We start from the raw sequence: 13,439 nt of genomic DNA on the forward strand, positions 1-13,439 counted from the left end.
TTTAGGTGGTTTGAACAATTTGAGTTTACATCAAAAAGAACCTTGCAGGGACATTTATACCCTGCAAGGTTCTTTTCAGAATTCGCAATATACAATAAAAAGAAAAACCCCGGCAAGCATTTGCCGGGGTTTCGGATCACAGGAAGTAAAAATTACGCTGCAACAGCAAGTCCGTTGACGAATTTCGCCAGTTTAGACTTCTGGTTAGAAGCTTTCTTCTTGTGGATGATATTTTTCTTCGCCAAACGGTCCAACATTGAAGATACAGTTTTGTATACTTCAACAGCTACTGCCTTATCAGACGTTTCACGCAATTTCTTGATGTATGAACGAGTAGTCTTGTGCTGGTAACGATTACGCAAACGCTTAGTCTCGTTAGCGCGGATTCTTTTTAAAGCTGATTTATGATTTGCCATTGGTAATGAATATTTTTCTATTTCTCATTTCAGTCTGCAAAAATAGAAATTGCAACTCAAAACGCCAAATTTCCTTTCAAAATATATTTTCAACTTAAATAATCTACTTCGGCATACGCTGAACATCCGAAGCCAGATACTCCTCTATACGGGATTCGAGCTCGTTATAGGGAATATTGCTATGAAGCTCGCCCTCTACTGCCAGCGATATCTTACCGGTTTGCTCTGAGATCACGATCACAATCGCGTCGGTAGCCTCACTCATGCCCATTGCTGCCCGGTGCCGAAAACCCAATGAAGAAGGCACGTCTACTCCGTCGGCGACGGGCAATACGCAGCGCGCAGCTTTCAAAACGCCGTCGACAATTATCACCGCACCATCGTGCAGCTCGCTATATTGATTAAAAAGGGACACGAGCAACGGCTTGGAAACCCTCGCATCCAGCATCTCTCCGGTTTCCACATATTTACCCAGATCATCACGCTTGTTCAATACAATCAGCGCACCGGTGAAATTAGCGGCGATCGTCTTGCTTGCGTCGATCACTTCTTTCAGGTTCTTGACCTTGAAATCCAGCATCGAGCTGCCGATGATCTTTTTAAGAAAACCATTGTTGGTGTAAATCGTCGATTTTCCAATGATCAGAAGAAAGCGGCGGATCTCCTGTTGGAAAATCACGATCAAAGCTACTGCTCCCACGCCCATAAAGTATTGCAGGATGGCCGTCAGCAGGCCCAGGCCAAGCCCTTTAACGACCAGGTAGAAGACATATACAAACAAATACCCCAGAAAAACCCGGCTTGCAATACTTCCCCGAACAAGGGTATATACCTGATAAAGAAGAATGGACACTAAAAAAACATCCAGGATATCAGCCCAATTGATGTTCAGAAAACCCACACGCATACGAAAGGTGATATTTTAGAGCGACTAAATTACTATTTTAATTTGGATAGTTACCGGCGGCCATCCATAGTTTTACCGCTTCCACGGCCGGCTTCACATCGTGCACGCGCAAGATCGACACCCCCCGCTCCAACGCAAGGGTATTGAGCACCGTTGTGCCATTTAACGATTCCTCTGGCGAAATATTAAGTGTTTTATAAATTGTCGTCTTGCGTGAAATGCCCACCAGTACCGGGTAACCGAGCAATTTAAATTGGTCCAGCTCCCGCATCAGCTCGAAATTCTGTGCGATGGTTTTCGCAAAACCGAAGCCCGGATCGATGATCAGGTCGCCAACTCCTTTGCTTTGCAGAACCGCCGCTTTTTGCCTCAAATCCCTTAGAATATCCGGCACCAGGCGCTCGTAGGCTGTCAGTTGGTTCATTGTTTGCGGCGTCCCGCGCATATGCATTAATATGTACGGTACGCGCAGACGGGCGACAGTCTCAAACATTGCATCATCGAGGGTGCCGCCGGCGACATCATTAACGACATGGGCGCCTTTGCCAATGCCTCTTTCGGCCACTTCGGCCCGAAAGGTATCAACAGAAATGATCAGGTCGGGAAAATACTTAGCTAGTGGTTCCACCGCCGATTCGATACGATCGCCCTCCTCCCCGACGCTCACATCGCGGGCTCCCGGGCGTGTGGAGTAGCCGCCAATGTCGAGCATTGCCGCCCCGTCCAACACCATTTGACCAGCTTTTTCGACAATCTGATCCGACGAAACCACCCGACTCCCGGAGTAAAACGAGTCGGGAGTGATATTGATAATGCCCATCACCAGAGGCGCCGACAGATCGAGCAGTGTGCCCCGGATATTGAGCGTTTTTTTACTAACTTGCAGCATAAATTCTTTTCAAAAACAGGCAAAGGAATGAATATCAAAGCATTCTCTTCCTACCGTCTGAAAGTCTCTAACTCATTTGAAACAGTGAAATCCACAGAATCGGAATATCAGGAAATCATTCAGTATTGCCAAGATCTTTTTACAAAAAAAAACAAGGACTACGGAACATCCTGGCGCATCCTGCGGCTCCCTTCCATTACAGATCAGATCTTTATCAAAGCCCAGCGCATCCGTACCATCCAGGACAAAGGCGTGCAGAAAGTGAATGAGGATGTGTCTTCGGAGTTCATCGGGATCATCAATTATTGCGTGATGGCACTGATCCAGATCGGCGCGGCAGAGGAACAACGACCGATCGACGATTCGGCATTAACAATTGTTTACAATCAGCAGGTGAACGAAGTAAAGGAATTGTTGTTTAATAAAAATCATGATTATGGCGAAGCGTGGCGCGACATGCGTGTGAGCTCCATGACCGACATCATTCTCATGAAACTTCTAAGGATCAAGCAAATCGAAGACAATCAGGGACTTACCCTAGTTTCCGAGGGTGTAAAAGCTGGCTACCAGGATATAATCAACTATTCGGTATTCTGCCTGATCAAATCGAATGCCTTAAAAACCAATTAACAAGACACTCCAAACCGCCGTCTAACCTGCAATGAAAATCTTTGCCCAGATCTCACGAGTTGTAGTAGGATTACTCTTCATTTTTTCCGGAATAATCAAGCTGAATGACCCGATCGGGACACAGTATAAACTGGAAGAATACTTTGAGGTTTTCGCGACCGATCTTCCCGCATTGCATGATTTTTTCATGGCACTCGTGCCGCTGGCGCTGTATTTCTCGGTTTTCCTTTGCACGGCCGAGGTGGTTTTGGGCATTGCGCTGCTGGTCGCTTACAAGCCCAGAACAATATCCTGGCTGCTGCTGGCGATCATTGTCTTTTTCACATTCCTAACATTCTACTCGGCCTATTTCAATAAGGTGACCGACTGCGGCTGCTTCGGTGCGGCGATTAAACTCACGCCGTGGACCTCGTTTGGCAAGGATATATTCCTGCTGGGGCTGATATTGGTAATCGTATATTACAGGAAAAAATTCAAATCCTATCCTACCGGTATCATCGTGGTGATTTCTACGCTGGTTTCGCTGGGTGTCGCCGTGTATTCATTAAGGCATTTACCTATTGTAGATATGCTGCCCTACCGGGTGGGTGCCAGCATTCCCGCGCAGATGAAGCCTTCGGAGCCGCTACGCTATTTGTATATTTTTGAAAAAGACGGCAAAACAGTTAAATATGAGCAGTATCCGAGTGACACTACGCTAAAATTCACGGAAATGGTGGTTCTCAACGAGGACGCCAAGCCCAAGATCACCGATTACAAAGTCTGGAACGATGCCGGCGATTTCACCGAAGGTACATTCCAGGGCAAAAAGCTCTTTTTGATCATTAAAAGCCTGACGGACATTAACACTGCTGCGTTGCCGGATATCAACAAGCTCATCAACGCGGTCAAAAGCAAGGGTGTGGAGCCGGTCATCCTCACCTCGGGCAACAGCGCAGACATAGCAAACTTCCTTTCGCAGCACCAGCTAACCGCGCCCTATTATTATGTCGACGCGACTGTCTTGAAAACCATTTCCCGGTCAAACCCCGGCTTGTGGCTGTTGAAAGACGGCGTTGTAAAAGGCAAATGGCACTACAACGACACGCCTACCGCCGAAGAAGTGGTGGATCTTGTCAAATAATGCCCTACACCAACCCAGATGAAGAATATTATCCTAGTCGGAATGATGTCATCCGGCAAAACAACTTTGGGCAAAAAGCTCGCCCGGGCATTGAACTACCAATTCGCAGATCTTGATAAGCTGATCGAGAAAGATCAGGGAATGGAGATTTCTGCCATTTTCGCGCAAAAGGGGGAACCCTATTTCAGGGAAGTCGAAAGCAGGATTTTGAAAGAAACCTCTTCCCAAAAAGGTATTGTACTGGCCTCCGGTGGAGGAACACCGTGCTTTTTCGACAATATGAAACTGATCCGGGAAATGGGCGTCAGCATTTTCCTGGATGTTCCTGCGGAAGATCTCGCAAGAAGGATCGAAAACCACGGCAAAGACGACCGCCCCATCCTGTCCGGTGCAACTTCACTTGTCGATACATTGCAAAGCCGCATTACCGATAGGCTCCCCTACTACTCGCAGGCTGATTTTACATTGAAAGGAGAAATAGACGTCAGCCATTTGCTGGAAATACTCACACCTTTGCTATAATCGTAAAAACCTGCTCACCACAGGTTTTTACGATTATAGGCTCTACAAAATAGGATTAGAAGAACACGCCGCCTGTCACCATTACATTTACCGGGCGGTTGGTAATCTCGACGGATGCATAGTTGTTGGGATTGTTGAGATAATAGGGCGTATAGGCCGACTTGTAAGTCGTAAAGGTTCCTGTCAAATCCACAAAAAAGCGGTCCGTACGCACACCTACACCCGCCGAAGCCAGAATTTTACTTCGATCGATGCCGTCGTCGCGCGTCAGGTAAGGGTCCGAAATGTACGCACCTCCGATCCTTGCCCGGAAGATATTTGCCCTGACTTCACCGCCCAATCTGAAATTGACCGTATTGCGGAAAGTATCTTTCACTTCCGCATTTTTATCGTTCTTAAAATTCCGGTTGCCGTCGGCATCTAGGAAGCTGGTTCTCAGCCGCATCTCACTGTAACCCGCATATTCCACTGTGGCTGTCAGAAAGCCCTTGTTTTGAAATAACACCGTGGCACCAAAATTGCCGCGTATGGGGCCTATCAGGTTGTACTCAAAATCATTGGGAACAACAGCAAGCGAAGTGTAAGGAGGCGTTATCAACTTTCCATCGGCATCCTTTACCTTTCCGTTGACATATCCCGCGCCTACGCTTTGGCTATAAGTCTCCTTAATCGCACTGAAAGTCGGGCTTATAAGCGTTCCCCCGATCTGGAACATGGGATTGAACCTATAAATAGCGCCCAACGAGAGGTTGACGCCACTCCCCCGGACCGTAAAGTCCTCAAACTGATCAATATAGGTCAATGCCGGACTATTGACATAATCGTCACTGAATGTATTCGAATATTCGTACCTGATCCGACTGAAACCAATATTACCACCCAGATAAAACTTGTCGTTCAAGTTTCCAGCGTAGGCCAGGGTCCATTGCGAAGTAGCGCCTTTGGAGGTAAATGTGCCTGTCTGGTCTACTACACTCCTATCGTCGATGGCTTGGAATGGAGACCCGTCTGGCGTTGTAGGATTGATCAGATACATATGATAATACGCCGCTGGCAACGAGTTTGCAATTTGTTCTCCATTCGTGCCGTTTTGCAAACCTTTCGAGAGCTCATCTGTGGTATATCGGGGATTCGCATTATTGATATTCTCCAAGACATTATCGATGTAAGCACTGTTGTTATTGCGCCCACCGTAGGTGTATCCGTTCTGAAATGACTGTTGCCGGGAGAATGAAATCCCGAACGCTGACCGCTTCCACTTACGCTGAAATCCCGGCTGGCTGGCGAACACAACCGAGGCCTGGGGAATGTTAAATAGGCTACTGCTCTCTTTGGTGTCATTTCCAAGGTAGTTGGATTTAGTACCTGCGATCGTTACTGCCGGGCTAAGCGTGAGCTCCGACCTGGTATAAAAACCCAAACCAGCTGGGTTACCGTGAATGGAACTTGGGTCACCTCCGATAGACGCATGGTTTCCACCGAGTCCCTGGAAACGGGCTGACCCGGTTTGATTAATTTCTGAATAGCGAAGCGCGTCGGTAGCGTATTGGGCAAATGCCGCAGATGATGCGAGCAGCGAAAATAGGAACGCAATTCCTGAATATGTTTTCGACATGGCAGTTAATACTTATTTCAATACAATTTAAACGAAAACCCTGCAAAATTATGACATTTTGCAGGGTTTGACTTGACTATCTCTGTTTCAGGACAATCGTAGATTATCTTGGACCTCTCGAAGAACGGCTCGAACTACCACCACCACCGCCGCCACTGCTAGATGGCGCGCTGTAACTTCTGGAAGGAGCACTGTACGACGGCTGACTGTAAGTACGGGTCGGCGCGCTATACGATTCACTTCTTGGTGTCGAATAGCTTCTACTCGGCGTGCTGTAATCCGACTGGCTCCTCGATGGCGTACTGTTATTGTATGACGGTGCGCTGTAAGTAGAAGAGCTTCTCGAAGAACGAGGAGACGAATAGTAGCTTGCACCGTTGGTATTTCCGCCTTCGGACGAATAATTGCTTGAATTTGCAGATCGCGGACGTGAGTAGTAAGTATTACCGCCATCCACTACGGCGCGGGAGCCGTAAGATTCCCCGCTTGTTCTTCCGCCCCCGTTAGCCACAGCATTGCCGCGCCCTGAACGTTCCGATCTCGGCGAAGAATATGTATCGCCCGAAATCACACGGTTACCATCCCGGCTACCTCTCGTTGAAGTTTCGGAACGTGAGCGTGAAGAGTTCACAAAATTGGAATTGTAACGTTCACTGCCACGGTTTCTGCTCGCATCCACCACACGTGGACCGTAAGTTCTTGAAATACCTCTTTCTGGGTTATTGATCACGATAACAGGGCGGCTGTAAGCCCAGGGCGAATAGCCGTAACCACCATAGAAGCTATCGTAATATCCACCACCCCAACCGTACATGCTATTATAACCCCAAGGACTATATCCCCATGGACTGTATCCAAATGGATCGTAGCCATAGCCCATCATACCTCCGTAACCCAACATACTGCCGTAGCCCCATGGTGAGTAGCCGAACATCGACCCGTAACCGAAGCCGAACGAAGGACGCATTCTGAAACCACCGTAACCGAAGTTAAGCGACAGACCTGCATAGCTTCCAGGCCAATACGAGCCCAAACCACCGTAATAAGGGTTATTAAGGCTGGCTGAATTATATCCGTCGACAAAACCGGCATTGTAACCGACATCTGTCGAAACCTGACGCTTAAGACCTCTGGATGACAGATAATTTTCGTCGTAATAATCGGATGTACCGTTTTCGGAGTTCTTGCCCGTGTAGGCATAATCCGGATTGTCCAGACGGGAGACTTCCTGGTCTGCACCCCTGTCCGTCAACACGAGGCCTCCACCGGAACTACCTCCGTAGAGATCATCATATCCGTCGCCTGATCGTGATGCATATTGATTTGAAGTACATCCCCAAGCTCCCAACAGCACCAGTAAAGACAAATATTTTGCTTTATTGAACATACTCATGGCTTTTAAGGATTAAAAGTTTGTTGCTAATGTAGTTAAAAAAGGCGTTCCCAATACGAAGTAAACGTGCGTAACTATACATTAATTCCAAAGTTAACATAAAAAACTATCTTTGCAACTGCCTTGAAAAATGGGCTCGGATTAACGTAATACTCCATTTCAATTCCAAAATAATACAAAGTAATGAGTAAAGCCTTGCCAACACGAAGTGAAAACTACTCCGAATGGTACAATGAATTAGTGAAACGCGCCGACCTGGCCGAAAACTCGGCGGTAAGGGGCTGTATGGTGATCAAACCTTACGGTTATTCTATCTGGGAAAAAATGCAGCGCGCGCTGGATGACATGTTCAAGGAAACAGGCCATACAAATGCCTATTTTCCACTTTTCATCCCGAAATCGTACCTGAGCAAAGAGGCTTCACACGTGGAAGGTTTTGCCAAGGAATGTGCCGTAGTGACGCATTACCGTCTTAAAAACGATCCTGACGGCAAAGGTGTAATCGTTGACCCTGAGGCGAAGCTTGAAGAAGAACTGATCGTGCGTCCGACTTCCGAAACGGTCATTTGGAGCACCTACAAAAACTGGATCCAATCCTACCGGGACCTGCCGTTGCTGATCAACCAATGGGCAAACGTGGTACGATGGGAAATGCGTACGCGCCTGTTCCTGCGTACGGCCGAATTCCTCTGGCAGGAAGGCCACACTGCGCACTCCACTTCACAAGAGGCAATCGCAGAAACGAAGCAAATGCTGGAAGTTTACGCGCAATTCGCCGAAGAATGGATGGCCCTTCCAGTTGTAAAGGGTGTTAAAACTGCCAACGAGCGTTTTGCGGGTGCAGAAGATACCTATTGTATTGAAGCGATGATGCAGGACGGAAAGGCATTGCAAGCAGGTACTTCCCACTTCCTGGGCCAGAACTTCGCAACCGCATTCGATGTAAAATTCCAGGACAAGGAAGGCAAGCTCGATTACGTTTGGGGAACTTCCTGGGGCGTGAGCACGCGGCTGATGGGCGCTCTGGTGATGGCCCATTCCGATGACGCAGGTCTCGTACTACCTCCTAAACTGGCGCCAATCCAGGTGGTAATCGTTCCGATCTACCGCAACGAGGAGCAGCTTGCGCAGATTTCCGAAAAAGTAGGAGAAATTGTAAAGCAGCTTAAAAAGCTGGGCATCAGCGTCAAATATGACAGCAGTGATAACAACAAACCTGGTTTCAAATTTGCCGAATATGAGCTGAAAGGTGTGCCTGTAAGGCTTGCGATGGGCGGGCGTGATCTTGAAAACGGGACAGTAGAAGTAGCGCGCCGCGATACTAAAACCAAAGAAACGGTTTCAATCGAAGGTATAGCAACTTACATTCAGGATCTGCTCGATAATATACAGCAAGCCATTTACGACAAGGCATTGGCTTTCCGCGAAGAGAATACCTATAAGGTTGACTCGTTTGAAGAATTCAACAGTATTCTAGATACCAAAGGCGGGTTTATACTTGCGCACTGGGATGGAACTTCCGAGACCGAAGATAAGATCAAGGAAGAAACCAAGGCAACGATCCGCTGTATTCCTCTCGACCAGGAGGCCGAAGAGGGCGTTTGCATTTACTCGGGCAAACCGTCGAAAGGACGTGTGGTTTTCGCCCGGGCATACTAATTTATATTTTCATTATTCGTGAAAGTTTTTTCGCGGAAAGACTTTCCGGGAAACCTTTCACGAATACTTTTTTAACCAAATCAATATAGAACTATGAGTCAGGCAAAGGCTGGTGACAAAGTGCTGGTACATTATAAAGGTACCTTACCGGACGGGCAACTTTTTGATTCTTCCGAGGGACGGGAGCCTTTGAGTTTCACGCTGGGAAGCGGACAGGTCATCAAGGGATTCGACGACGGTGTGACCGGCATGGTAATCGGCGATAAAAAAACGATCAATATTCCTAACGAGGAAGCATACGGGCCGTTGAACGAAGAAATGATCGTCAAATTCGAACGTGCACAGATTCCGGCTGACATCCCTTTGGAAATCGGAGGAACACTGAATATGCACCAGGACGGTGGCCAGGTTATCCCGGTTGTTGTGAGAGAAGTGACTGAGGAGTACGTGGTGCTGGATGCAAACCACCCATTAGCTGGTCAGGACCTTATTTTTGAACTGGAACTGGTTGGTATCAACTAATAGTCCGATAAAGTTGTATGCGGTCGGCCGCCCGGCAATCCGGGGCGCCGACCGCGTTTTTATTCGGTCCATTTCAGGCTGAAACTTTCCGGTTTACCTCTGGAAAGTTTCAGTAAAATCTGTCGTGCGGCCAAGTCCTGCAACATTCGCTCGGCCCTCTTTTCGGAGATATTAATGATTTTTGAAAACGCCTTTGCTGTCACCGAATCTGTTTCTTTGAGGTATGTTATAAGCGTTTTGACGTGCCGCGTAGCTAGTAGTTTTTCTGTTTCGGTATCGACTCCATTATAAAGCAGCAGCCTGGGAATAGGCATGCTTTTGTCTTTGACGCGAACATAGATAATGCGCTCCCCTTTCTCATTTAGCGCGTGATGCGGCTTGTCATCACTTTCACTGACGGTCACCCACAAAACCTTCCTGCCGTCCAGGTTCTCTGTCTTGATCTGTACGACTAATTCCGGCTCTATCAGCTTCACAAGTGCTTTTTCAAGCTTTTGTAGCTCGCGCAGCTCTGACTGTACGCCCATAATAGCACCATGATCAGCCACGCCGATCAGCAGATTGCCACCCGACGTGTTGGCAAAGGATACAATGGTTTTGGCAATCTTGAAAGGGCTGTCGACAGTCCTTTTAAACTCGATGGTAAGCCCCTCTCCCTCCTTTATTAACTGAATGATACTTTTATCCATGCATTTAAATCAACCCATATTTCTTGCCCGGCATCGACCGGACCATCCCCTGGAATTCTAGGTTTAGCAGCAGCGAAGCAAGCCTGTTCAAATGCATGCCCGACTGCCAGGCTAGCTCATCGAGCTGCATCGAGCCCCGCTGTTTTAACAGCGAAAGCACCTGGGCTTCCTCCTGTGTAAAGCCTTCAAATGTGATCACCGGGTCGTTTGTCATCACGCCTGACCCAATTTGCGGCGCTCCTTTGAGCCACCCCAAAGTTTCGGCCATATCTTCTACCGACGTGAAAATAGAAGCTTTGTGATCACGGATCAAAAAGTTACATCCCTCCGATTGCGCCTCGTTGATCGCGCCCGGAACCGCAAAAACCTCCCGGTGGTAATTCTGGGCAAATTCAACGGTGATCAGGCTCCCGCCGGTCCGCCCCGACTCCACTACAATGATAACATCACTAAGGCCGGCAATAATTCGGTTTCGCGCCGGAAATCTCATAAAATCGGGCTTGGTCCCTAACGCGTTTTCGGTAACGATTCCGCCATTGTCCTGCATTTCGAAAGCAGTACGCTGATGAGGGGCCGGATAGATCACATCCAGCCCACTTGCCATCACACCTAACGTCGCCAGGTTGTTCCGCAGACAATGCCGATGTGCAGTGATATCCACACCATATGCCAACCCGCTTACCACAAGCGGCTGATAAGGCACCAGATCTCGAATGATATTTTCGGTAATCAACTTCCCGTACTCACTAATTTTCCGCGTACCTACGATCCCAACTGTACGCGGCCAGTTGAAATCGGTAGTGCCTTTTGTATATAAGGCAACAGGCGCATCATACAGCGCCCGGAGACGCACCGGATAATCCGGATCATTGAAGGAAAGTAATTGCGCTCCGGTTTTGCGGCATTCGGCAAGCTCTCTTTCAGCCAGTTCCAATGTGTTTTTACTCAAAACCGATTTCACGACCTTATCGCCGATTCTGGGAATCTTGATAAGCTTTTTGTAATCGGCCTGAAAGACCTGGAAAGCGCTGCCGCAGTGGCTAATGAGTTGACGGATCGTCACGGCGCCGATCCCGGGCGTGTGCATAAGCGCGAGGATGCAGATTTTCTCTGCGTCGGAGGATGGTTGCATGATATAGTGTGTTGGTTGAGTTTGTGGACTGCTGACGGCTGGCATGCATTTTGCCCATATACGTCAACAGTTCATTTTCAAAAATATAACAATAATCTGAAAACCATATATGGAAAACCTCGAAACCGAAGTCGCCGAAACAGAGCAGCATTACCAAGGTATGGGTGCCACCTGCCATCCCGAAGGAGTTTATTACCGTGTCTGGGCGCCACATGCCGAAAGCGTTTCGGTCATAGGAAGTTTCAACAATTGGGATGCCTCCGCCAACCCGCTGCAATCCGAAGACAATGGCATGTGGGGCGCTCTGGTCGAAAATTCGAAGGAAGGGGACGAATATAAGTATTTCCTCAAAACGCCCGCCGGCGAGCTGCACCGCAATGATCCCTATGCCTTAAAGATGACTAATTCTGCGGGTAATTGCCTCGTATACAACCATGGATCTTTCGACTGGCAGGATGTCACTTTTCAAATGCCCGGCTGGCATGAAGTGGTGATTTATGAGCTGCATGTTGGTACTTTCAATGTAAAAGAGGAAGGACAGGTGGGAACATTTTATACGGCAATCGAGCGTATTCCTTATCTGAAAGAAATGGGCTTCAACGCAGTGGAACTGATGCCCTGCTCCGAGTTCCCTGGTTCGCGATCATGGGGCTATAATCCTGCAAGCCCCTTTGCGATAGAATCCGATTACGGCGGCCCGGATGGCTTGAAGGCATTTGTAAAGGCAGCACACGAGGCGGGCATCGCCGTAATTCTAGATGTTGTCTACAACCACTTCGGTCCGTCGGACCTCGACCTGTGGCAGTTCGACGGCTGGCAAGAAAACGACGGCGGCGGCATTTACTTTTACAACGATTGGCGCTCGGAAACACCTTGGGGAAACACCCGTCCCGACTACGGCCGTGGCGAAGTGCGCCAATACATCCACGATAATGCGATGATGTGGCTGCGGGATTACCGCATCGATGGCCTGCGGATGGACATGGTACCCTACATCCGGAATGTGAAAGCCAATGGCAACCCCGGTGATGACATTCCCGAAGGTATTTCGCTGATGCAGTGGATCAATAAAGACATTCGCGACAGCTACGGCAACTGCATTACCATTGCCGAAGACATGCATTCTCTGGACTTTATCACCAACTCGGTCGAAAATGGCGGCCTGGGCTACGGATCGCAATGGGACGCAGAATTCGTCCACTCGATACGCGATGCGATTATCACGGCCAACGATCAGGACCGCAATATGGACAGCGTAGTCGCAGCAATTACTAACCGCTACAACTCGGATTCTTTCCAGCGCATTATCTACACCGAATCACACGACGAAGTAGCCAATGGCAAGGCACGCGTAGCGGAAGAAATCGCCGATGGTGATGTGAATAACTGGTATTCCAAAAAACGCGCTGCGCTGGGCGTCGCATTGGTACTCACTTCACCGGGTATTCCGATGATTTTTCAGGGCCAGCCACTGTTGGAAGACAAATGGTTTTCGGACAGTGATCCAATCGACTGGTCGAGGCTGGAAAAATTTAGCGGTTTCGCCGAATTGCACCGTGATATGATCCACATCCGGAGAAACTGGTTTGGCGTGACCAAAGGTCTTCAAGGCCAGAACGTCGGGATTATCAGACAGGATGATGAGAAAAAAGTGATCGTCATGCACCGCTGGGACGGAGGCGGGCCGAAAGATAGTGTCGTAGTGGTATTTAACCTCTCAACCGAAACTTTCACCGATTACAAGGTCGGATTCCCTCGGGCGGGTAAATGGCACTTGCGGTTTAACAGCGATAATGAACACTACGATGCGGATTTCTCCAACCTGGGCGTCTTTGACATAGATACGATGGAGGGAGAAATGGACGGGTGCAGCCAGTTCGGGGCGTTGCAGATTCCCCCCTACTCGGCTTTGATCTTTTCGCAGGAAGAGTAATTATATGGA

The 13,439-nt window shown here is 48.4% G+C and carries 13 protein-coding genes; 6 read left to right on the forward strand and 7 right to left on the reverse strand.

Annotation, left to right across the window (positions count from 1 at the left end; translation table 11 throughout):
- Window positions 1–152: 152 nt before the first annotated feature.
- The 3 genes from rpsT to folP all read right to left on the reverse strand — a co-directional run bounded on the left by rpsT (window position 153) and on the right by folP (window position 2,212).
- A complete protein-coding gene (rpsT, locus tag ACTJJJ_RS09370) occupies window positions 153–416 on the reverse strand; it encodes a 30S ribosomal protein S20 (protein WP_012779844.1) in 264 nt (87 codons plus the stop codon).
- 103 nt (window positions 417–519) lie between these two features.
- Window positions 520–1,323 carry a diadenylate cyclase CdaA gene (gene cdaA, locus ACTJJJ_RS09375; protein ID WP_188928292.1) on the reverse strand — a complete coding sequence of 268 codons (804 nt, stop codon included), beginning with the start codon at window positions 1,321–1,323 and terminating at the stop codon, window positions 520–522.
- A 37-nt stretch (window positions 1,324–1,360) separates the two neighbouring features.
- Window positions 1,361–2,212 (reverse strand): dihydropteroate synthase, encoded by an 852-nt coding sequence (gene folP / locus ACTJJJ_RS09380; protein ID WP_426293989.1) that lies wholly within the window; start codon window positions 2,210–2,212, stop codon window positions 1,361–1,363.
- 84 nt (window positions 2,213–2,296) lie between these two features.
- Between folP and ACTJJJ_RS09385 the strand changes: the two genes are divergently transcribed.
- Genes ACTJJJ_RS09385 through ACTJJJ_RS09395 form a run of 3 tightly spaced genes read left to right on the forward strand, consistent with a single transcriptional unit; the run spans window position 2,297 to window position 4,487 of the window.
- The gene (locus ACTJJJ_RS09385; RefSeq protein WP_229222063.1) at window positions 2,297–2,842 is read left to right on the forward strand and encodes a DUF1599 domain-containing protein; all 546 of its coding nucleotides are present in this window, start codon (window positions 2,297–2,299) and stop codon (window positions 2,840–2,842) included.
- A gap of 31 nt (window positions 2,843–2,873) precedes the next feature.
- Entirely contained in the window at window positions 2,874–3,965 is a 1,092-nt protein-coding gene (locus ACTJJJ_RS09390; RefSeq protein WP_188928289.1) for a BT_3928 family protein, read from the forward strand.
- An 18-nt stretch (window positions 3,966–3,983) separates the two neighbouring features.
- A complete protein-coding gene (locus ACTJJJ_RS09395) occupies window positions 3,984–4,487 on the forward strand; it encodes a shikimate kinase (RefSeq protein WP_426293988.1) in 504 nt (167 codons plus the stop codon).
- A 55-nt stretch (window positions 4,488–4,542) separates the two neighbouring features.
- On the opposite strand, the gene ACTJJJ_RS09400 is transcribed toward ACTJJJ_RS09395, so the two are convergent.
- A complete protein-coding gene (locus ACTJJJ_RS09400; protein ID WP_426293987.1) occupies window positions 4,543–6,102 on the reverse strand; it encodes an OmpP1/FadL family transporter in 1,560 nt (519 codons plus the stop codon).
- A gap of 103 nt (window positions 6,103–6,205) precedes the next feature.
- Entirely contained in the window at window positions 6,206–7,489 is a 1,284-nt protein-coding gene (locus tag ACTJJJ_RS09405) for a hypothetical protein (protein ID WP_426293986.1), read from the reverse strand.
- Window positions 7,490–7,678: 189 nt separating this feature from the next.
- Here ACTJJJ_RS09405 and proS point away from each other — a divergent pair, with 189 nt between their 5' ends.
- Both proS and ACTJJJ_RS09415 read left to right on the forward strand, forming a co-directional pair.
- Window positions 7,679–9,154 carry a proline--tRNA ligase gene (gene proS / locus ACTJJJ_RS09410; RefSeq protein WP_188928284.1) on the forward strand — a complete coding sequence of 492 codons (1,476 nt, stop codon included), beginning with the start codon at window positions 7,679–7,681 and terminating at the stop codon, window positions 9,152–9,154.
- Between the two features lie 93 nt (window positions 9,155–9,247).
- The gene (locus ACTJJJ_RS09415) at window positions 9,248–9,676 is read left to right on the forward strand and encodes an FKBP-type peptidyl-prolyl cis-trans isomerase (RefSeq protein ID WP_188928283.1); all 429 of its coding nucleotides are present in this window, start codon (window positions 9,248–9,250) and stop codon (window positions 9,674–9,676) included.
- Window positions 9,677–9,735: 59 nt separating this feature from the next.
- Here ACTJJJ_RS09415 and ACTJJJ_RS09420 read toward each other — a convergent pair whose 3' ends face one another.
- Together ACTJJJ_RS09420 and dprA are read right to left on the reverse strand one after the other, a co-directional pair.
- A complete protein-coding gene (locus tag ACTJJJ_RS09420; RefSeq protein WP_426293985.1) occupies window positions 9,736–10,365 on the reverse strand; it encodes a helix-turn-helix domain-containing protein in 630 nt (209 codons plus the stop codon).
- Between the two features lie 4 nt (window positions 10,366–10,369).
- Window positions 10,370–11,497 carry a DNA-processing protein DprA gene (dprA, locus tag ACTJJJ_RS09425; RefSeq protein ID WP_426293984.1) on the reverse strand — a complete coding sequence of 376 codons (1,128 nt, stop codon included), beginning with the start codon at window positions 11,495–11,497 and terminating at the stop codon, window positions 10,370–10,372.
- 109 nt (window positions 11,498–11,606) lie between these two features.
- On the opposite strand from dprA, the gene ACTJJJ_RS09430 reads away from it, so the two are divergent.
- Complete coding sequence (locus ACTJJJ_RS09430; protein ID WP_426293982.1) at window positions 11,607–13,430, forward strand: alpha-amylase family glycosyl hydrolase; 1,824 nt, start codon at window positions 11,607–11,609, stop codon at window positions 13,428–13,430.
- Window positions 13,431–13,439 lie beyond the last annotated feature (9 nt).

It is taken from the genome of Dyadobacter sp. 22481 (assembly GCF_052044875.1).
Classification (GTDB): domain Bacteria; phylum Bacteroidota; class Bacteroidia; order Cytophagales; family Spirosomataceae; genus Dyadobacter; species Dyadobacter endophyticus.

Coding starts and splice junctions, on each gene's coding strand:
- rpsT (WP_012779844.1), bottom strand. CDS start 416: ATGGCAAATCATAAATCAGCTTTAAAAAGAATCCGCGCTAACGAGACT.
- cdaA (WP_188928292.1), bottom strand. CDS start 1,323: ATGCGTGTGGGTTTTCTGAACATCAATTGGGCTGATATCCTGGATGTT.
- folP (WP_426293989.1), bottom strand. CDS start 2,212: ATGCTGCAAGTTAGTAAAAAAACGCTCAATATCCGGGGCACACTGCTC.
- ACTJJJ_RS09390 (WP_188928289.1), top strand. CDS start 2,874: ATGAAAATCTTTGCCCAGATCTCACGAGTTGTAGTAGGATTACTCTTC.
- ACTJJJ_RS09395 (WP_426293988.1), top strand. CDS start 3,984: ATGAAGAATATTATCCTAGTCGGAATGATGTCATCCGGCAAAACAACT.
- ACTJJJ_RS09400 (WP_426293987.1), bottom strand. CDS start 6,102: ATGTCGAAAACATATTCAGGAATTGCGTTCCTATTTTCGCTGCTCGCA.
- ACTJJJ_RS09405 (WP_426293986.1), bottom strand. CDS start 7,489: ATGTTCAATAAAGCAAAATATTTGTCTTTACTGGTGCTGTTGGGAGCT.
- proS (WP_188928284.1), top strand. CDS start 7,679: ATGAGTAAAGCCTTGCCAACACGAAGTGAAAACTACTCCGAATGGTAC.
- ACTJJJ_RS09415 (WP_188928283.1), top strand. CDS start 9,248: ATGAGTCAGGCAAAGGCTGGTGACAAAGTGCTGGTACATTATAAAGGT.
- ACTJJJ_RS09420 (WP_426293985.1), bottom strand. CDS start 10,365: ATGGATAAAAGTATCATTCAGTTAATAAAGGAGGGAGAGGGGCTTACC.
- dprA (WP_426293984.1), bottom strand. CDS start 11,497: ATGCAACCATCCTCCGACGCAGAGAAAATCTGCATCCTCGCGCTTATG.
- ACTJJJ_RS09430 (WP_426293982.1), top strand. CDS start 11,607: ATGGAAAACCTCGAAACCGAAGTCGCCGAAACAGAGCAGCATTACCAA.